Source organism: Microvirgula sp. AG722 (assembly GCF_003269145.1).
In the GTDB taxonomy this organism is placed as follows: domain Bacteria; phylum Pseudomonadota; class Gammaproteobacteria; order Burkholderiales; family Aquaspirillaceae; genus Microvirgula; species Microvirgula aerodenitrificans.
In genome coordinates this window covers 157,591-178,078 of record NZ_QLTJ01000004.1, presented here as the reverse complement: position 1 = coordinate 178,078, position 20,488 = coordinate 157,591, and the positions used below count along the sequence as shown (strand labels likewise).

Below are 20,488 nucleotides of genomic sequence, written 5' to 3'. Positions count from 1 at the left end.
AGAATTTCTTCTTGCATGGACCCGTTCCCTCGCGCCCTCCGGCCGACGGACGGTTTTTTCATTTTCCGCAGCGTGCCGTCGTCTATGAATCGCGAAACCCTTTCCGTCCAGGACATCATTGCCCTGGGCTTCATGACCTTTGCCCTTTTTGTGGGTGCAGGCAACATCATCTTCCCGCCGATGGTCGGTTTCGAGTCCGGCAGCCAGGTCTGGCCTGCCGCCGCCGGCTTCCTGATCACCGCCGTCGGCCTGCCGATCGCCACCGTGGTCGCCATGGCCCGCGCTGGCGGCGGACTGGGCCGGCTGACCCTGCCGCTGGGCCGCACCGCCGGCATGGTGCTGGCGGTAGTCTGCTACCTCGCCATCGGTCCGCTGTTCGCCGTTCCGCGCACGGCCGTGGTCACCTATGAGGCCGGAATCGCGCCGGCACTCGGCCACAGCGACCTGCACCTGCTGCTGTTCTCGATCATCTATTTCGTGCTGGTCCTGCTGATCTCGCTGAAGCCGGGTCGCCTGCTCGACAGCGTCGGCAAGTGCCTGGCGCCGCTGAAGATCGCTGCCCTGGCCATCCTTGGCGTCGCCGCCTGTCTGTGGCCGGCCGGCACCGTCGGCCCGGTCGCCGCCAGCTATCAGGACAGCGCCCTGTCCCAGGGCATGGTTGCCGGCTACCAGACCATGGACACGCTGGGCGCGCTGATGTTCGGCCTGGTCATCGCCAACGCCATCCGCTCGCGCGGCATCACCTCGACCCGCTCGATTGCCCGCTACACCGTGATTGCCGGCCTGATCGCCGGCACCGGTCTGGTGCTGGTCTACCTGAGTCTGTTCCAGCTCGGCAACACCAGCCATGGCATCGCCAGCGACGCCAGCAACGGCGCCGCGCTGCTGCACGCCTATGTCCAGCACACCTTCGGCACCGGCGGCAGCACCTTCCTCGCCGTGCTGATCGGCATTGCCTGCCTGGTCACGGCCGTCGGCCTGATCACCGCCTTCAGCGAATTCTTCAGCGAACTGCTCGGCGTGTCATACAACAAGATCGCCATCACCACCGCCCTGTTCTCGCTGCTGGTATCGAATATGGGTCTGGATGCGCTGCTGCGGGTATCGCTGCCGGTGCTGACCGCCGTCTACCCGCCGTGCATCGTCATGATCCTGCTCAGCTTTGTCGAGTCGAAGTGGCGCTCGCCGCGACTGGTGGTCGCGCCGACCATGGCGATCGCCCTGCTGTTCGGCATCGCCGACGGCATCAAGGCCGCCGGTCTGGAAGCCTGGGGACTGGATCAGGTCGCCGCCCTGCCGCTGGCCAGCGAAGGCATGAGCTGGCTGGTGCCGTCGCTGACGGTGCTGGTCTGCTGCGCCCTGGTCGACCGCTTCGTGCCGCGCCATGCCGAGCGGACGGTGGCGCAGGACAGCTGACGCCCGAAACGGCCTGCCGCGCACGGGGCGCTGCCCTGTTGCGCCGGCAGCCGGTAAAATCGGCGGTTTCCGCTTTCAGTCAGCGCCGCCATGTCAGATTTTTCCCAGCTTGAGCAACAGTTCGCCTTCATCATCGAGATCGACCGGCTCAAGGCCGTTCTGCGCAAGAACAAGCCGGTCACGCTCGATCGCTACGAGAATACTGCCGAGCACAGCTGGCAGGTTGCGCTGCTGGCGCTGACCCTGACCCGGCATGCCACCGAGCCGGTCGATACCGACAAGGTGATCAGGATGCTGCTGCTGCACGATCTGGCCGAGATCGACACCGGCGATGCCATCCTGTACGGCGACAACCACCATGGCGCCGAGCGCGAGCAGGCCGAGCGCACGGCGGTACAGCGCATCTTCGGTCTGCTGCCCGACGCGCAGGCAGCGACCTTCTTTGACATCTGGCAGGAATTCGAGGATCAGCGCACGCCGGAAGCGCGGTTCGCCCATGCCATGGACCGGCTGATGCCGGTGCTGCTGAATCTGGCGCTCGGCGGCCAGAGCTGGCGCGAAAATGGTGTCAGCAAGGCACAGGTGCTGGCACGCGCCGTGTCCCAGGTCGCGCTCGGCTGTCCGCTTGCCGCCGACTGGCTGCGCGACAAGCTGGACTCGGCCGACGCGGCCGGTTTCTTCGGCTGATCGCTCAGGCGGCCGGTCCGTCCAGCCGGTCCGTTGCGGCCAGCTCGCGAATCAGACCGATCGCCTCGGCATCCATCTTGCGATAGGCGGCCTTCAGATAGCCTACGTAGTCGACGCCATCTTCCGGCAGATCGGCCACCGGCGTGTCGTAGCGAAAGCGCACGAACAGGTGCCCCTCGTCCGGCTCCTCTATCGTCACCACCAGTTCGCCGCCCAGGTGATTGCTGCCGGCGCGGGTGTGATAGTGCAGCCGCTGCTCGTGTTCGAGGTCGATGCGGTCATGCACGCTCAGCGCCCCCAGCTGCATGACGCGTTCGATGTGCACGTCGCTGCGGCTGACCAGGGTGACCGCCTCGACGCCGGGCAGGAACTCGCCCGGTGCCTCGATGCGATGGATCAGCCCGCGCCACAGCTGCTGGCGCGTCAGTTGCGTCAGCATCGGGTTGTTCGGGTCGTTGACTTCGATCAGGTGTTCGTACTGCATGTTCCATCCATCCGGCAGTGCCGCAAAAAATCAATCTGCTGAAGATGGTGGCAAACCCCTGCGGGACAAGGGCCCTTCGCCACCGGTCGCCCGTTTGCCGGCCCGGTCCCCTGCTGGCCTATACAGGGGGAATGCCAGACTGCCGCGGGAATGACCATGTCCACCGCCCCCTATCGTCTTCAGAACAGGCCGCTAACGGACGCGCGTCCACTGATCGGCATGCATGGCGAGCGCCTCGACTGGATCGGTCCACGCAGCCAGCTGTATCACCTGGGCAACGGTGTGCGCAGCTATGCGCCCACCATGCAGAGTTTCCTGTCCATGGACCCGTTCAGCCCGTTTTCGGCCGGCGGCACCAATGCGTATGGGTTTTGCGGCAACGACCCGATCAATCACAGCGACCCGAGCGGCTTTCTCAGCGAGTGGGCCACGAACGTCCTGTGGCTTGGCGCCCTGAACATTTTCCTGAGCATCCTGAGTTTCGGCCTGGCTGCCGGTGTGCTGGCCGGCCTGGCCTATGTCATGGCGGCCAGTTCAATGCTGCTCGGCGTGGGCAGCGGCCTGACCGGCATCCTGTCCGCCGCCTTTGAGGAACGGGATCCGGAACTGTCGCGCCTGCTCGGCCTGATATCTGTCGGCATGGGGATCGGTGCCGGACTGACCGCCGTCGGCGCCACTGCGGCCGGCAAACTGCTGGCCACCGGGCGCATCGCCTCGCGCAATGCCGCGCTGACATCCGGCGATGTCCGCATCGGCAAGATGACGCTGCAGGCCGACGATTACTGTGACGTCATCAATTCCCATGGCGCGCCGTTCACCACCCAGACCAGCTCGCCGGTGTCGGGCGGCACACTGGGCCGTCAGTTGCTGCAGGCCGGCCTGGAACGCACGGACAAGCCATTGCGCCTGGCATCCTGCTACAGCGCGGTTGGCGGACGCCATGCGTCACAGGCACAGCGCATCGCCAATCTGACCGGACGGAATACCATCGGCTACTACGGCCGGGTCAACTCCATGGCGCAGGGGACAGTCGTCAGCGGCAGCACGCAGCGCACCCTGTTCTCCCCGCAGGTCGGCATGGCGGCCACCAGGACCGCCGTGCTCAACGAGGCAGGATCGATGCTGATGCGGCCGCTGGTGTTCCTGAGGAACCCCACGGCCTTCATCTGAACCTCAGCCCAGCCACTTCCGCGCATTGGCGAACATGCGGAACCAGGCGCCGTTTTCGCCCCAGTCGGCCGGATGCCACGAGTTCTGCACCGTACGGAACACGCGTTCCGGGTGCGGCATCATGATGGTGAAGCGACCGTCTTCCGTGGTCACGCTGGTGATGCCGGCCGGCGAGCCGTTCGGGTTCAGCGGATAGCGCTCGGTCGCCAGGCCGCGGCCGTCGACATAGCGCAGCGACACGATGGCCTTGTCCTGTGCACCCGGCGCGAACACCGCACGGCCTTCACCATGGCTGACCACCACCGGCAGCCGGCTGCCGGCCATATCGGCCAGCAGGATCGACGGGCTGTCCTGGATCTCGACCATGCTGAAGCGGGCCTCGAACTGTTCGGACGCATTGCGGTGGAACTTCGGCCATGCCTCGGCACCCGGGATGATTTCGGACAGGTTCGACATCATCTGGCAGCCGTTGCACACGCCAAGGGCAAACACGTCATTGCGGGCAAAGAAGTGCTCGAACTCGTCGCGTGCCCGGGCATTGAACAGGATGGACTTGGCCCAGCCTTCACCGGCACCAAGCACGTCGCCATAGCTGAAGCCACCGCAGGCGGCCAGCCCCTTGAAGTCGTGCAGCGAAACGCGGCCGGCAATGATGTCGCTCATGTGAACGTCGACGGCGGCAAAACCGGCGCGATCAAAGGCGGCGGCCATTTCCAGCTGCCCGTTGACCCCCTGCTCGCGCAGGATGGCAATGCGCGGGCGGCTGCCGGTGGCGATGAACGGCGCGGCCGGGTTGTCATTGACGTCGAACGACAGCCGCGCATCGAGGCGCGTGGCCGCGGTGTCGGCCAGCAGCGCATATTCGCTGTCGGCGCAGGCCGGGTTGTCGCGCAGCCGCTGCAGCTGCCAGCTGGTCTCGCTCCAGGCCTTGAACAGATCGTGGCGGGCCTCGTCGAAGATCGGCTTGCCGCCGCGACGGACAATCAGCTTGTCCGCCTTGTTGGTCGAGCCGATAACGAACAGCGCGCGGCCAAGACCGGCGCGGGTGAAGCGCGAAATGGCTTCCGAGGTATGCGCCTTCTTCACCTGCAGCACGACACCGATTTCCTCGGTGAACAGCACACGCATATTGCGTGCATGGTCGGCCTGACCCGGATCGGACTGGGTGAAGTCATTGATGACGCGCTGCGTCACCTTGCGTTCGATCGCCAGTTCGTCGATGTCGATGGTGACGCCGACATGGCCGGCGAACATCATTTCCGCCAGCGTGGCGAACAGGCCGCCGTCGGAGCGGTCATGGTAGGCGGTCAGCAGCTTGTCGCGCAGCAGCGACTGGACCGTCTCGAACAGGGCAATCAGTTCGCCCGGCTGGTCGAGGTCGGGCGCGCGGCCCAGCATGTCGCGATACACCTGGCTGAAAGCCGAACCGCCCAGCGCGCAACGGCCATGACCGAGGTCGATCAGGATCAGGTCGGTATCGCCGTCGGCATTCAGCGCCGGCGTCACCGTGCGCTTGATGTCCTCGACCGGCGCGAAGGCGGTAATCACCAGCGACAGCGGCGCGGTCACGGCCTTCTGCTCGCCATCCTCCTGCCACACCGTCTTCATCGACAGCGAGTCCTTGCCGACCGGGATCGACACGCCGATGCGCTGGCACAGTCTGGACACGGCATCGACGGTGTCGTACAGCGCGGCTTCCTCGCCGGGATGACCGGCCGCGGCCATCCAGTTCGCCGACAGCTTGATATTGCCGATATTGCCCTGGCCGATATAAGTGGCGGCAATATTGGTGATCGCCTCGGCCACCGCCAGGCGGCCGCTGGCCGCCGGGTTGAACAGCGCGGTCGGCGTGCGTTCGCCCATCGCCATCGCTTCGCCACGATAGCTGTTGAAGCCCATGGCAGTCACCGCCACGTCGGCGACCGGCACCTGCCAGCGACCGACCATCTGGTCGCGCGCGGTCATGCCGCCAACGGTACGGTCACCGATGGTGATCAGGAAATTCTTGCAGGCCACCGCCGGCAGCCGCAGCACGCGGTAGGCGGTTTCCTTCAGTTCGTAACGCGAGGCGTCGAACACGCGGAACGGACGCTCGATCCGTTGCACGTCGCGCGTCATGCGCGGCGGCTTGCCGAGCAGCACGTCGAGCGGCATGTCGACCGCGCTGTTGCCGAACAGACTGTCGAGCACCTGCAGCTGGCGCTTGGCCGTCGCCGTGCCGACTACCGCGAACGGGCAGCGCTCGCGGTCGGCCAGGTCGCGGAATACCGCCATCGATTCCGGTGCCACCGCGAGCACATAGCGCTCCTGCGATTCGTTGCACCAGATTTCCTTCGGCGACATGCCGGTCTCTTCGATCAGCACCCGGCGCAGCTCGATCAGACCGCCACGGCCGGCGTCGTTGATCAGCTCCGGCAGCGCGTTGGACAGGCCACCGGCACCGACGTCGTGAATCGACAGGATCGGGTTCTGTTCGCCCATCTGCCAGCAGCGGTCGATGACCTCCTGCGCACGGCGCTCGATTTCCGGATTGCCGCGCTGGACCGAATCGAAGTCCAGGTCGGCCACGTTCGAGCCGGTGTCCATCGACGATGCCGCCCCGCCGCCCAGGCCGATCAGGAAGCCCGGACCACCGAGCACGATCAGCAGCGCGCCTTCTGGCAGCCCGTCCTTCTCGACATGACGGCCCTGGATATTGCCCAGGCCGCCGGCAATCATGATCGGCTTGTGATAGCCGCGCACTTCGCCCTCGAAGGTCTGTTCGAAGGTACGGAAATAACCGGTCAGGTTCGGGCGGCCGAATTCATTGTTGAACGCCGCGCCACCGATCGGACCGTCGAGCATGATCTGCAGCGCGCTGGCGATGCGTGCCGGGCGGCCGTATTCACTGGCGGTATCGGAGTGGATTTCCCACGGCTGGACAAAACCGGGAATGTTCAGGTTCGAGGTGGTGAAACCGGTCAGGCCGGCCTTCGGGCGCGAGCCGCGACCGGTGGCACCTTCGTCGCGGATTTCCCCGCCGGAGCCGGTCGCCGCCCCCGGGAACGGCGAGATCGCCGTCGGGTGGTTGTGGGTCTCGACCTTCATCAGGATATGGGTCGGCTCGGTGTTGTACGCGTAGCCGTAGTGGCCGGCGACCGGATAGAAGCGGTCGATGAAACCACCCTCGATCACCGACGAATTGTCCTTGTACGCGACCAGCGTGCCCTGCGGATGGGCATCGTGGGTATCGCGGATCATGCGGAACAGGCTCCTGGCCTGCGCTTCGCCGTCGATAATGAAATCGGCGTTGAAGATCTTGTGCCGGCAATGCTCGCTGTTCGCCTGCGCGAACATCATCAGTTCGACGTCGGTCGGGTTGCGCTGCATGGCACTGAAATTGTCGAACAAGTAATCAATCTCGTCGACCGACAGCGCCAGACCCATTTCCCGGTTTGCGGCCTCCAGGGCGGCGCGGCCGCCGGTCAGCACGTCGACGTGGGCCAGCGGACGGGGCGCGACATGTTCGAACAGGCGGTCGGCGGCGGCAAAGTCGTCCCAGACCTGTTCGGTCATGCGGTCGGCCAGCAGTGCGGACAGCGTCGCGCGCTGCGCGGCATCCAGCGGATGGCCGGCCTCGACGTACCAGGCCACCCCGCGCTCAAGGCGGCGGACCTGGGCCAGACCGCAATGGCTGGCAATGTCGGTCGCCTTGGACGACCATGGCGATACGGTACCCAGACGGGGCAGCACCAGGAACAGGTCACCGGCGGGCGCGTCGTCCAGTGCGGATTCACCATAGGTCAGCAGGCGATCCAGCGTAGCCAGTTCTTCGGCGCTAAGCTCGGTATCGCTCTCAATGAAATGCCAGAACTCGGCCCGCACGGACAGGCCGGGGAGACCGGCTTCTGCGGCCGAACGTTCCAGCTTTTCGCTGCGGAACGAGGACAAGGCGGAACCGCCTCGGAGCTTGGAAATGACGGGCATTGCGACACTCGCATCGTAATGAAATCAAGCCGTGCATGATACAGTATTAACGCTGCCCCCATGAACTGGGCAACATCCACTATGGGTTGATGCCCATCAAAATCAGGAGAATACCGTGAAGAAGATCGAGGCCATTATCAAACCGTTCAAGCTCGACGAGGTCCGCGAGTCCCTGTCCGAGCTCGGCGTCAACGGCCTGACGGTCACCGAGGTCAAGGGGTTCGGTCGCCAGAAGGGCCACACCGAGCTGTACCGTGGCGCCGAGTACGTCGTCGACTTCCTGCCGAAGGTGAAGATCGAACTGGTGCTGGCCGACGATCTGGTCGACCGCGCGATCGAGTCGATCACCAACGCTGCCCGCACCGGCAAGATCGGCGATGGCAAGATCTTCGTGTTCCCGGTCGAACAGGTGGTCCGCATCCGCACCGGCGAAACCGGCGAAAGCGCGGTCTGATACGCAGCAAGCCCGGCAGCGCCCGCTGCCGGGCCCGATCACCATCCATCGGCCTGACCGGTGGAGACACTGGATTTGCCAGCTCGCCGGAAACATACTGAATCCGGGCTGCAGGTCATCCTTTTCCACGACAGCAAGCACCTGCACCCCCTGATCGCAACGATCCCGGGAAACATGCCATGCTGTTCGAATCCAATGTATTCAATCTCATCGACTGGTCCGTCAACGGCGTCGAGCCACGGACCGGCATGTATCTCCGTACCCTTCCTGTCGCCTCAGTGGTTGGCAATTACCTGCAGGGCCCCGCCCTTGACCTGGCGATACGGTTCAACCCGTTCAGCAATCTCGATGATGGCTTCGGTACCGGCTGGGAACTGACCCTGCCCCGGATTGAGGTTTCGGGCAGCGACAAGATACTGGTCCTGGCGGATGGCAGCCGGTATCGCATCCTGGATGAGAGCGGGGAGGACGATATCCAGTTGCAGTACAAGCGCAGCAATACGTTCAGGGTGACGAAAGACCCGGCATCGCCCGGTGGCTATATCGTGATTCACAAGGATGGCCGCAGGGAAACGCTCAGCAATAACCGGACCAGCCTGATTACGACACCGGACCTGCGCACCCTGTCCCTTGCCTGGCACAGTGACCAGACTTTCACGCTGACCGACGACAAGCAGACCACCTTGCTGTCGACCCGCTGGGATGGCGATGCCCATTGCGTCACGACCCCGCGCGGCGTTTTTGCCTTTTTGCTGAACAAATCCAATCCCTCCTGCCCCTTCCTGGAGAAAGTCTCCAGCCGTAACGGCAGTACAGACAGCGACCTTTACCTGTTCACCTATACCAGCACCAATACCAGTTACTTGCTGATATCGCACTACAGCGCGATGGTTAATTTCTTCCAGAGCGATGATATCGTCTATGGAAAACTGGCCACACCTCCCGGCATGCCGGGAGAGGTCCATGCCGTCAAATCGATACAACAGTATGTCAAAACAAAAAATGGCGTCAATGAATACCTGACGACCAGCTACACCTATTTCGTCAGCAATTACCTTGGTTACCCAGCCGTGACCAGCTGGGCCGAGAAAATGGATAACCTGGAAAGCCTGCCATACCGCTTCACTTTCGGGACCGTCGAGCACATTGGCACGTCAAAAACCACTCAGCGACGGTATGACAAATTTTACCTGCTGGCCAACGATATTCCCCTTGACAAGAAAATCACCCCTGCAGATAACACACAGGCGCAGGGTTTTCAGTACGACTATCAGCTGGTCACGACAGGGAAAATAGACGATCAGGTTTCCACCTATATGTTGCCCACGGTGGAAAAGCATACTTACAGCACACTGAGCCCGACGGCAGGATCGCTCAAAAGAACCACAACCCGGACTTTCGAGTACGACGACTATGCCAATCTCACCAGAATGAAGGGAGAAGACGGCATTGAGCATGAATACGTTTACTATCCTGCCTCAGGCGAAAGCAGCGGGGATAGCATACTGTGTCCGGCAGATCCGGATGGTTTTGTCCGGCACCTGAAAAGTCTGACTCTCCGACCCGACATCCCATCCAGCCATCTGCCAGACAGAACACATCGTTATCAGTACAAAACACTGGCAGGCACCCGGGCAATAGTGATGACCGAAGATATTTTCCAGGAAACGTTTCCGGACACCGCCACGCCCGCTCCAACCTTGCTTCGAACTCGTTACACGTATGACGAAACCAGCGGAAGCCTTTTCCTTGCCTGCCTGTTGACACAGGAGCAGAACAAACCGGCAGTATCGGCCGACCCGCAAGGTCAGCCCGTCATCACCGATTATCTGACCACCCAGAGCTTCAGCTACAAGCTGTCGGAGGATAAAACGCAGCTCACTACTTTGAATACACTGCATGGATTTGATGATTCACAGAAGACAGGCGGCGAAGTATTCAATACTGCGACGGGAGATCTTTGCCAGGCAACAGACGAAAATGGCCTGATCAGCAGCTACCAGCATGATGCGCTCGGCAGGCTGATCGAGACCCGCTATGCCTGGTCGCCATCGCCGACAGGACAGGCCATCGACTCGACCAGCCATGATCCGGTCAACAGCAAAGTCACCAGAAGCAGTAGCACACGCGGCTTCAGCCAGACCGATACACTGGATGGTTTTGGCAATGTCCTGTCCGAGCAGCTTACCTCGACATTCACCGCAGGAAAAACATCCCGGTCAAAAACATTTCTGCTCGCCACGTATCGCTACAATGAGCTGCAGCAACTCACTACATTTATTCAATATGACTACAATGATGAACTGACTCCGTTTATCACCGAACGCACGGATTATGAATGGACCATTCATGACGAGCTGGTGAAAAAATGCCACCCGGATTCAAGTCGGCAGCAATATGTCCGTGATCATGTCGCCAATACCGTTCATGAAACCCGGCAGCCCGAGAATGAAACCATTCTGTCCACATTCAACCAGCAGGGACAATTGAGCCGCCGGCAACGTTACAATCTGTTCAACGCGGACCCCGCCATTCCGGAAGAGGAAGAAGTCTTCCATTATGACGGGCTGGGCAGACTGACGATGCATGCGTCCACCGTCAATGAAAGCCTGCTGTACAAGTACGATGCTTTCGACCGGAAGGTTTCGCAAAGAGGCCCCGGCAGTGGCCTGAAGCAATTCGACTATGCTGCACACAGTACAGCGGAACTGGTCTGCCGCACTCATCAAAACGGCACGCTGACAGGCGAACGCACCTTCGATGGCCTTGACAGGGAAATCAGTTCAAGCCAACCCCCGGTCCAGCGTACCAACAGCTACACCGGCAGCAGCCTTTTTGGCCGCCCCGCCTCCATCAGCTACAAGGATGGTCGCCTGTTTACTTACAAGCATGACGCCTCCCTGGGGCAAACCGTTTCCCGATCCGTTGCTGCCAGTGCCACTCCCGGTACGGAGCTGGCCCGCCACACCTTTTCCCATCATGCACAAACCGGCCTCCCTGAAAAGGCCATCAATGGAAAAAACGATGCGACCCGGCATTTTCACTTCGATATCTGGGGCAATATGCAGCATGAAACCGGGGGCCATAAATACCTCAATGGCATTTCCAGGGAGAAGTATGAAATCCATATCAAGTCAACGCTGCGTGGCAAGCCACTGCATACCAGAATCACGCTCCCCGACCCCAATGACAGGAAAAAAAAACTGACTGTGGAGATTCGTCATGAGTATGCAAAAACGGGCGGCGGTCTCAAACAGGTTGAGTACTACATCGAGGGAAAACTGAGGTCGCGCTCGGTCATTACGCGCAATGGGCAAGGTCAGGCAAACCGGATAGAAAACTACGCATATATTTTCACGCAAATTGACACGGATTATTTCGCAGGCATCCTGCTTAACCGCACATTCGGGGCCGGCGGGAACATTATCAGCGCAAATTACAAATCAACAGCCGAGGCAGCCACCGATTATTTCAGTTACTCACTCCAGTATGATGCCATCCGACGCTTGAAATTCATCGACTTCAAATTTTATGGCCTGACGTGGAGCGAGTTCTACACCTATACCAGAGATGGCATGCTGCAAGAATGGAGAATGAAAGGCAATGTAAGCTATGAAAGTGAGTATGGGCTTGGCATCACCCGGCAGGACTTCAGCTACACGCCAACGGGAAGCCAGGAATCCATCACCACTACCGCATCGCTGGACCCCACCATCATCTCGAGCTATAGCTATACGGATAATGGCGCTCTGAAAGAGATCAACAATGTCCTCTATCACTCTCCGGATATCTGGGCCGTGGGCAGATACCCATACAAAATTGTTTACTCCCATGATGCGGAAGGGCACGTCACTCAGGAAGCCGCATCGATAGAAAGTGAAAACGACAAAATAACTGAATATATTTTTTCTGGCGAAGACAATATTTCAACCAAGAAAACGACCCAGAATGGCGTCTGCAATCAGACAGATTACTACTATGACGCAAACAACAGAATTGTAAAAATTGCCAACACCCACTCCGGCCAAAAACTCCTGCTAAGCCGTTTCTATCTGGAAGATGACCCCATTATCGAAGTCATCTATCCGGACCTCACCCCCACGCAAAAAATCTATACGCTGTTTCATCGCATCAATGGGGAGGTTTTTTTATCAGTACCATTGACACCCTCAATAAAATTCAGGGTCAGCCTGCCATTACCACCCAGCCTTGCTTCAATCAGCCTGATGGCAGCCAGATTGCCAGAGGCAGCTATCGTGAAAAGGCACCTGAATTTGCCCCGTTCGCCAAGCCGGTACTCAGACCATATTATCTTCTCAGCATCAATGGGCAAAATGCCTACGGCTATACTTTTTCAATCAGGGATGTCAGGTGTGCCATTCACACCATTTATAAATATGCAGGCGGCAAGATGCTGCCGGCAAATCTTGTTTCGCCACGGAAAAACGCCCCCCCCTGACCGTGGCCACGGTCAAGGGGGACCATTCCATTGCCGCTTATCGGCGTTCGATCTGACTGACGTCGCGCACCGCACCGGTGTCCGCACTGGTGGTCATGGCCGCATAGGCGCGCAGGGCCGGCGTCACGACCCGGTCACGACCGACCGGCTTCCACGCATCGGCACCACGCGCCTCCATGGCGGCGCGCCGGCGCGTCAGCTCGTCATCGCTCACGACCAGGCGGATGCTGCGGTTCGGGATGTCGATTTCAATGCTGTCGCCCTCTTCCGCCAGACCGATCGCCCCACCCTCGGCCGCTTCCGGGCTGACGTGGCCGATGGACAGGCCGGAGGTACCACCGGAGAAACGGCCATCGGTCAGCAGTGCGCATGCCTTGCCCAGTCCCTTGGACTTCAGGTAACTGGTCGGATACAGCATCTCCTGCATGCCCGGACCGCCCTTCGGACCTTCATAGCGGATCAGCACCAGATCGCCGGCAACGATCTGCTCGTCGAGGATGCTGGCCACGGCCGCATCCTGGCTTTCGAAAATCCGCACCCGGCCCGTGAACTTCAGAATCGACTCGTCGACCCCGGCCGTCTTCACGATGCAGCCGCGTTCGGCAATATTGCCGTACAGCACCGCCAGCCCGCCGTCCTGCGAGTAGGCGTGTGCACCATCGCGGATGCAGCCGTCGGCACGATCGTCGTCGAGCGACGGGTAGCGCATGCTCTGGCTGAAGGCCAGCGTGGTGCGCACCCCGCCCGGCGCCGCGCGGAAGCGTTCGCGCGCCCGATCGTCACAGCCCGGACGCTTGATGTCCCAGCGGTCGAGCGCATCGCCCAGCGTCGGCGCATGCACGCTCGGCACATGGCGTTCGATCTTGCCCAGCCGGTCCAGTTCGCCAAGGATGCCGAGCACGCCGCCGGCGCGGTGCACGTCTTCCATGTGATATTTCTGCGTGGCCGGCGCGACCTTGCACAGGCATGGCACGCGGCGCGAGATACGGTCGATGTCGGCCATCCGGAAGTCGACGCCGGCTTCACTGGCGGCGGCCAGCAGATGCAGCACGGTATTGGTCGAGCCGCCCATCGCCACATCCAGGCTCATGGCGTTCTCGAACGCGGCCTTGGTGGCGATCGCGCGCGGCAGCACCGTCGCGTCGTCCTGCTCGTAATAGCGGCGGGCCAGGTCGACGATGGTCCGGCCGGCTTCGAGGAACAGCGCCTTGCGGTCCGCATGCGTGGCGACCAGCGAGCCATTGCCCGGCAGCGACAGGCCCAGCGCCTCGGTCAGGCAGTTCATCGAGTTGGCAGTAAACATGCCCGAGCAGCTGCCGCAGGTCGGACAGGCACTGCGTTCGACCCGGTCGACGTCCTCGTCGCTGACCTGGTCATTGGCGGCTTCGACCATGGCATCGACCAGGTCGAGCTTGCGCACCGTGTCGCCCCACTGCACCTTGCCGGCCTCCATCGGGCCGCCGGACACGAAGATGACCGGGATGTTCAGCCGCAAGGCGGCCATCAGCATGCCCGGGGTGATCTTGTCACAGTTCGAGATGCACACCAGCGCATCGGCGCAGTGCGCATTGACCATGTATTCGACGCTGTCGGCAATCAGGTCGCGCGACGGCAGGCTGTACAGCATGCCGCCGTGGCCCATGGCGATGCCGTCATCGATGGCGATGGTGTTGAATTCCTTGGCGATGCCGCCGGCTTTCTCGATCTCGCGCGCGACCAGCTGGCCCAGGTTGTGCAGGTGGACATGACCCGGCACGAACTGGGTGAACGAGTTGGCAATGGCAATGATCGGCTTGCCGAAATCACCGTCCGACATGCCGGTAGCGCGCCACAGTGCGCGGGCACCGGCCATGTTGCGACCGTGGGTCGAGGTTCTGGAACGATAAGCGGGCATGGAGCTGTCCCTTTTCCCTTCAGCAATTGATGTAGTCGGGTGCGGCTGCCAGATGGCCTGGCGCCCCCGTTTCTGTTGTCTGTCGCGTCGCGTCGGGGTCACCGCGCGCGCTGGCCCGGCCGGCCCGGCGCCATGCGCGTCGGGTCGCGGGAGAAACCTGGGTACGGCTGTGGATGTACCTGCGAGCTCGCCACATTGTGCGCGGAAATGCGGGCGGCCGGAAGTCTCCGCCGGTGAAACGAAAAACCGGCAGTTCCCGCTATATAATGCCGCCTTTCTCTACAGGGCCAAGGTTCAGGCATGCTGACTCATCCGCAGTTCGATCCGATTGCCATCAGCATCGGTCCTCTGGCGATTCGCTGGTACGGTCTGATGTACCTGGTGGGATTCATTCTTTTCATCGTGCTCGGCAATCTGCGCATCCGGAAAGGCCACACCGCCTTTACCGGCAAGATGCTCGACGACCTGCTGTTCTGGGGCGTGCTTGGCGTGATTTTCGGCGGCCGGCTCGGCTATGTGCTGTTCTACAAGCTTGGCGACTACCTGGCCGATCCGCTCAGCATCCTCAAGGTGTGGGAAGGCGGCATGTCGTTCCACGGTGGCTTCCTCGGCGTGCTGGTCGCCTGCGCGCTGTTCGCCCGCAAGCACCGGCTGAGCTTCTGGGACATCACCGACTTCGTCGCGCCGCTGGTACCGCTCGGTCTGGCCACCGGCCGGATCGGCAACTTCATCAACGGCGAGCTGTGGGGTCGCATTACCGATCCGTCGCGACCGTGGGCGATGCTGTTCCCGCAGGCACGCAGCGAGGATCTGCGCGCGGCGGCAGGCAATCCGCAGTGGCATGAATGGCTGGCCCAGTATGGCGCCATGCCGCGGCACCCGTCGCAGCTGTACCAGTTCGCGCTGGAAGGCATGCTGCTGTTCGTGATCCTGTGGTGCTATACCGCACGTCCGCGTCCGCGCGCCGCCGCCTCGGCGCTGTTCCTGATCGGTTACGGTGCATTCCGCTTTATCGCCGAGTTCGCCCGCGAGCCGGACGACTTCCTCGGCCTGCTGGTCATGCACCTGTCGATGGGACAGTGGCTGTCCCTGCCGATGGTGGTGGCCGGCGCCGCCCTGTGGCAGTGGGCGCACCGTCAGGCTGGCAACAGCTTCCCGCGCTAAGCTCGTTCATCTGCCCGCCGCGCCCTGCGGCGGGCCATCCCGTTCCCGGATCAGGACATCGTCGCCATGGAAAGTCTTTACCTGTTGATTCCGCTGAGCATCCTGCTGGTGTTCTGCATCGGCGCGCTGTTCTGGTGGGCGACCCACTCCGGCCAGTTCGACGATCTGGAAGGCCCTGGCCACAGCGTGCTGATGGATGATGACAAGCCCGAGCACGCCGACGCCGCTGATCGCAACGATCGCTGAGCCCGTCCCGGCCCTTCTGCTCCCACCCCGCATTCGCACAAACGCCTGTCGGAAAGTCGCCAATCCGCGTTTCTTCCCCGTGACGCATGGCATAAGTTGATAAGGCGAACCGCCTGATACCGGCTATCCCGCTTCTTCTGCCTCTCCGCCTGTAACTGGATCGCAGCCCACTGCCCTGGCTGCGCCATTGAAGTCTCCGCACGCCCCCCATTCGCCCCACGTCAACGGGAGCAAACCATGTTATTCGATTCGAATGTATTCAACATGATCGACTGGACAGTCAATGGTGTTGAACCCTGCACAGGCATGTATATTCGCACGATTCCCATTGCCAGCCTGCCCTCCTGCCAGCTGCAGGGGCCCACGCTCGATCTGGCGCTGTGTTTCAACCAGTTCAATGCCAATGACTATGGTTTTGGTGTCGGCTGGGAATTGACGCTGACCAGGGTCGATGTTGAAAACGGTGCAAGCACATTGATTCTGGCCAATGGCCAGCGTTATCGCATTCTTTCTGTCAGTGGCAACACCGTCAATCTGCAATACAAAAACACCCTGACTTTCAACTGCACCACGACCGGAACCGGGCAATATACCATTATCTATAAAAACGGTTTTATCGAGGAGCTGGTCAATTACCAGATCCGCACCCTCACCGCCCCCAACAACAAAAAAATCTACTTCAACTGGTACGCAGACCAGTCATTCAGCATTCAGGATGAAAACCAGAACCGGACAGGCAAGGGATATATGGTATCCAGCACCTGGCAGGGAACGAAGCATGTCGTGACCACACCCAGAGGATCAATTGCCTATGAAACCCTGATCATTGCCAATACCAGGCTCCGGTCTCTGGCTTCTGTGACCACCTTTATCGGCATTGGCCTTCTGGAGCTGTACACCGCCAAGTATCAATCACACAATGAGAAATATCTGTATATCACGGACATGGCATCGACGATAGACAGCTATCAACACGACGTCATAAAGTATAAAACGATAATGGCTCCGCCTGGCATGCCAGGCAGCATATATACAGTCAGTTCCGTAGAATTCAATATTTCTGGCACCTATCAAAAAGAAACTTTCATCAAAACCATCTATTCATTATCGACGGCAAATTACACCGGATACCCGCAGGTCACGACCTGGCAAAATGGTGTTGACAATCTGGAATCCCTGCCAGACAGCTTTTCCTTCAGCACCACAGCCACCACTGACAATAAAAGAAAGATTTTGTGCAGCTATAACAAATTCTACTTGCTGCTCAGTGAACAGCCGATGGCCCCCGAAGATTATCCAGACAGTAACAAACCGGGGAAGCTCGTCAAATATGAATACCAGCTGGTAGCCAACAGCGGCATTTCTTCCCAATCATCGACCTTTATGCTGCCCGTTACCATCAAGAAAATACGCCAGGATTACAACACGACGACAAAACAGCTGCAACAGATTTCATACGACACCCAGTATCGCTACGACAACTATTCAAATATTACCAGGTGCACCAACCCGGATGGCACCGTGGATGACTACACGTATTATCCCTCATCCGGTTCAATCCAGCAAGGTATTGTATATTGCCCTCCTGATCCGGGCGGTTTTGTCAATTACCTGAATAAAAAAACCACTACACCATTCAGCAACACACCAAATTACCTGCGCATATATACCTACACTTATATCGCCATTGCCAATACCAATCTGATTCAGCCGAGTGAAGTAACGTTTTCAGCTCTCGCCCGGGGGCAGCGCGAGATACTTATCGACTGGACCAAAGAAAAACACACATATCAGACCGACACCAGCAGTGCGTTCTATGGCACGCTGATCAAGACAGCGTTCACCATGCTGTATGGCACTGCCCCTTCGTTCACCACCACGACCACGATCAGCACGACGGCCTCCGGCAACAGCATCAACATTATCAACAGCCAGATCGGGTTTGATGATACGCCCAGCGTCCCGGTAAAAAGTTCTCATGTCGAAGTGTATGCGGCTGATACGGGTGACCTCATGCAGTCAACGGATGAAAATAACCTGACCAGCCTGTTCTCGTATGATGCACTGGGGCGCCCGACCAAAACGATACGCCCCTGGGGACCAGGTGCGAGTGACCAGGCAACGATCACAACCAGCTATGCCCCAGCCGCTGGAGAGACGCGCACGCGGGACAGCCGGGAGTGTTTTGACCGAGTCACCACCGTGAACAATCGGGGGGACCTGTTGACTGAAAGCTATAGGTTGACCACAACGGACCCGAAAGGGGTGCCCACAATCAAAGAATTCCTGATGGTTGAGAACACGTACAACACCCTGCTCCAGCTCGAGAAAAGCATTACTCATGATTACAGCCAGGATAAAAAAATCAGCCTGAGCGCAACAACAAACTACCAATGGAATATTTTTGACGAGCTGCTGTCCCAAAAAAATCCGGACATGAGCAATGACAGTTATACGTATGACTTTCTGGGAAATACCATCAGCGTGCTGCATCAGCCAGGGGACAGTGAAATCAAATCCGTCTACAACAATCAGGGTGCCATTATCAAGCGCACACGCAGTTCAAACTGGAAAGGCAAAACAGTCACTGGCGATGTGGAGAGATTCTACTACGATGGCTACTGGAATATTTTGACTCATGCACATTCCCAGGGAGAAACGCTGGACTACACCTATGATGTGCTCGGCCGCACCCTCACGCAAAAGGGAAGTACCAGCGGCAGAAAAACCTATCAGTATGCCCCCCATACCACAGCGGCGCTGGTCACCATAATCAGTGTTGATGATAATCTGATGGGAGAGCGCCGCTACGACGGGCTGAGTCGGGAAATTTCTTCAACCGTGGGCAAGGCGATAACCCAAAGCACATATGCCGGCTCCACGCTCCTGACACAACCGCGTACCGTCGCCATCAACGGCGGCCGGACATTCACATACACATACAATGCCGGGCTGAACCAGCTTGCGGCAAGAACGGTCACACCGAGCCCCAGCACGCAGGACCCTTCCCCCGCCCCGACAGGAAGCCGTGAATATACATTTCTGCAGGGAAGTGGCCTGCCAGCCAGTGCCCGCAACGTGACCGAAAGCCATACCCGGGAATTTGGCTATGATGACTTCAACAATCTGGCCAGTGAAAAAGGAAACTATTCCCTGCCAGTCGTGGCCAGAAGGCAGCCTTACAAAAACACCATCATCTCAACGGTCCGGGGGCTTCCCCTCAAGGCGGATGTCCAGTTGATTGATCCGGATGATGCCAGAAAAACCGTCATCATCACCAAGCGCTATGCCTACCAGTCCAATGGCGGCTTCCTGGTCCGGGAAGAATACTTGATCAACAATCAACTCCGCTCCAGGACTGATTACACGCGAGATGAAACGGGAAATTTGACCAATCTGGATATCTACGGCCACGTTGGGGATGGCAGTAGTACAGCCACCCCTGTCACCGATCGGAATGCACAGTATTTTGCGCGGATTCGCACCTTGTTTTCCTACGCCGAATTCAATCTGCTAAAAAGCAGAAAACATTTATGCACCAAACTCACCTCCCCCATCATCGAGCAGCAACTTGCTTACAACCAGATGGATTTGTTGAAAAAAGTCATTACCACCACTGGCGGCACACATGCATTAAGCTGGACAGAACATTACAAATACACACAATCAGGATCTCTGTCAAAATGGCAAAAATCCGGAAACATAAATTTTCAAGATCCATTTTCCCACTGGATAAATTCACAATCTTTCTCATACAGCACATCCGGAAACATCATGACAATCGATGCCGAGCATTCAACCGGAAGATTGCGCATCACTTACGATTACACAGACAATATCACGCTGGGAAAAATCACTCGACAGGCCATTGACAGCAGAGGTCAACCTTACGGCAAGGCAACCACAGTCAGCTATACCACTGACAGCGAAGGCAATGTGACCTTCGAGGCCACTGACGAACCCGTTACCAGAAATGAAACCACATACACCTATACTGGAGAGACAAATTTTTCATCCATCAAAAAGTCGAGCAGCACATCAACGAATTATTTGAATTCGGCTTACCACTACGATGCCAACGACATGATTCTGACCATAGAAAAGTATCCGGGAACCGGACAAACAGAGATAAATTGCCGATACTACCTGTTCAATGAAGTCATCGCAGAATGCATTTACATCGACAAATCAAGAGCCACAACAAAGTTGTACAATATTTTTCATCGTGGCAACAATGAAACACTGATGATAAGCAGCATCAGCCCGGATCAGAAAATAACAACCTACCCCTGCCTCAATCAATCAAACGGCAGCCAGATCGCAATAGGCGAGTACTTTCCGCAGATGGAGAGAATGGAAAGGGGACCACTATCGAGGGTTTACGTCCCCCAATACCGCTTCTATCTGCAGGGGCAAAATGCTTACGGATTTGTATTCAGAACGCAAAGCAGCGTAAATCTGATCTTTCCCATGTACAAATACAACAAGAAGACAGATAAAATGGTGGAAACCCGTGAAATTCCCCATCCCCCCGCATAGCAGACAAGG

The 20,488-nt window shown here is 59.1% G+C and carries 13 protein-coding genes; 7 read left to right on the top strand and 6 right to left on the bottom strand.

All coding sequences use genetic code 11. From position 1 onward, the window contains the following. Positions 1-84 precede the first annotated feature (84 nt). Both brnQ and DFO50_RS08570 read left to right on the top strand, forming a co-directional pair. Positions 85-1,416, top strand: coding sequence for a branched-chain amino acid transport system II carrier protein (brnQ, locus tag DFO50_RS08575; RefSeq protein ID WP_112692337.1), 1,332 nt, complete (start codon positions 85-87; stop codon positions 1,414-1,416). Positions 1,417-1,506: 90 nt separating this feature from the next. Next, on the top strand, positions 1,507-2,103 hold the full coding sequence (locus DFO50_RS08570; protein ID WP_112692336.1) for an HD family hydrolase: 597 nt from the start codon (positions 1,507-1,509) through the stop codon (positions 2,101-2,103). Between the two features lie 4 nt (positions 2,104-2,107). On the opposite strand, the gene DFO50_RS08565 is transcribed toward DFO50_RS08570, so the two are convergent. Continuing rightward, a complete protein-coding gene (locus DFO50_RS08565) occupies positions 2,108-2,587 on the bottom strand; it encodes an AtaL-like protein (RefSeq protein ID WP_112692335.1) in 480 nt (159 codons plus the stop codon). Positions 2,588-2,743: 156 nt separating this feature from the next. On the opposite strand from DFO50_RS08565, the gene DFO50_RS08560 reads away from it, so the two are divergent. Next, on the top strand, positions 2,744-3,757 hold the full coding sequence (locus tag DFO50_RS08560) for an RHS repeat-associated core domain-containing protein (protein ID WP_158537424.1): 1,014 nt from the start codon (positions 2,744-2,746) through the stop codon (positions 3,755-3,757). A gap of 3 nt (positions 3,758-3,760) precedes the next feature. On the opposite strand, the gene purL is transcribed toward DFO50_RS08560, so the two are convergent. Then, positions 3,761-7,723 carry a phosphoribosylformylglycinamidine synthase gene (gene purL, locus DFO50_RS08555; RefSeq protein WP_112692334.1) on the bottom strand — a complete coding sequence of 1,321 codons (3,963 nt, stop codon included), beginning with the start codon at positions 7,721-7,723 and terminating at the stop codon, positions 3,761-3,763. A 115-nt stretch (positions 7,724-7,838) separates the two neighbouring features. Between purL and DFO50_RS08550 the strand changes: the two genes are divergently transcribed. After that, a complete protein-coding gene (locus DFO50_RS08550; protein ID WP_028499651.1) occupies positions 7,839-8,177 on the top strand; it encodes a P-II family nitrogen regulator in 339 nt (112 codons plus the stop codon). Between the two features lie 275 nt (positions 8,178-8,452). Here DFO50_RS08550 and DFO50_RS08545 read toward each other — a convergent pair whose 3' ends face one another. The 4 genes from DFO50_RS08545 to ilvD all read right to left on the bottom strand — a co-directional run bounded on the left by DFO50_RS08545 (position 8,453) and on the right by ilvD (position 14,530). After that, positions 8,453-9,322, bottom strand: a complete 870-nt coding sequence (locus tag DFO50_RS08545; protein ID WP_107889618.1) for a hypothetical protein — start codon at positions 9,320-9,322, stop codon at positions 8,453-8,455. A gap of 1,236 nt (positions 9,323-10,558) precedes the next feature. Continuing rightward, positions 10,559-10,855, bottom strand: coding sequence for a hypothetical protein (locus DFO50_RS08540; RefSeq protein ID WP_146745032.1), 297 nt, complete (start codon positions 10,853-10,855; stop codon positions 10,559-10,561). Between the two features lie 105 nt (positions 10,856-10,960). Further along, entirely contained in the window at positions 10,961-11,305 is a 345-nt protein-coding gene (locus DFO50_RS08535; RefSeq protein ID WP_107889616.1) for a hypothetical protein, read from the bottom strand. A 1,368-nt stretch (positions 11,306-12,673) separates the two neighbouring features. After that, positions 12,674-14,530: a dihydroxy-acid dehydratase gene (ilvD, locus tag DFO50_RS08530; RefSeq protein ID WP_112692332.1), complete on the bottom strand. Its 1,857-nt coding sequence runs from the start codon at positions 14,528-14,530 to the stop codon at positions 12,674-12,676. Positions 14,531-14,830: 300 nt separating this feature from the next. On the opposite strand from ilvD, the gene lgt reads away from it, so the two are divergent. From lgt to DFO50_RS08515, 3 genes are all read left to right on the top strand, one after another. Next, the gene (lgt, locus tag DFO50_RS08525) at positions 14,831-15,694 is read left to right on the top strand and encodes a prolipoprotein diacylglyceryl transferase (RefSeq protein ID WP_112692331.1); all 864 of its coding nucleotides are present in this window, start codon (positions 14,831-14,833) and stop codon (positions 15,692-15,694) included. Positions 15,695-15,760: 66 nt separating this feature from the next. Further along, positions 15,761-15,940 carry a cbb3-type cytochrome oxidase assembly protein CcoS gene (gene ccoS / locus DFO50_RS08520; RefSeq protein WP_107889612.1) on the top strand — a complete coding sequence of 60 codons (180 nt, stop codon included), beginning with the start codon at positions 15,761-15,763 and terminating at the stop codon, positions 15,938-15,940. Between the two features lie 237 nt (positions 15,941-16,177). After that, the gene (locus DFO50_RS08515) at positions 16,178-20,479 is read left to right on the top strand and encodes a hypothetical protein (RefSeq protein ID WP_112692330.1); all 4,302 of its coding nucleotides are present in this window, start codon (positions 16,178-16,180) and stop codon (positions 20,477-20,479) included. The last annotated feature ends 9 nt before the right edge of the window (positions 20,480-20,488 follow it).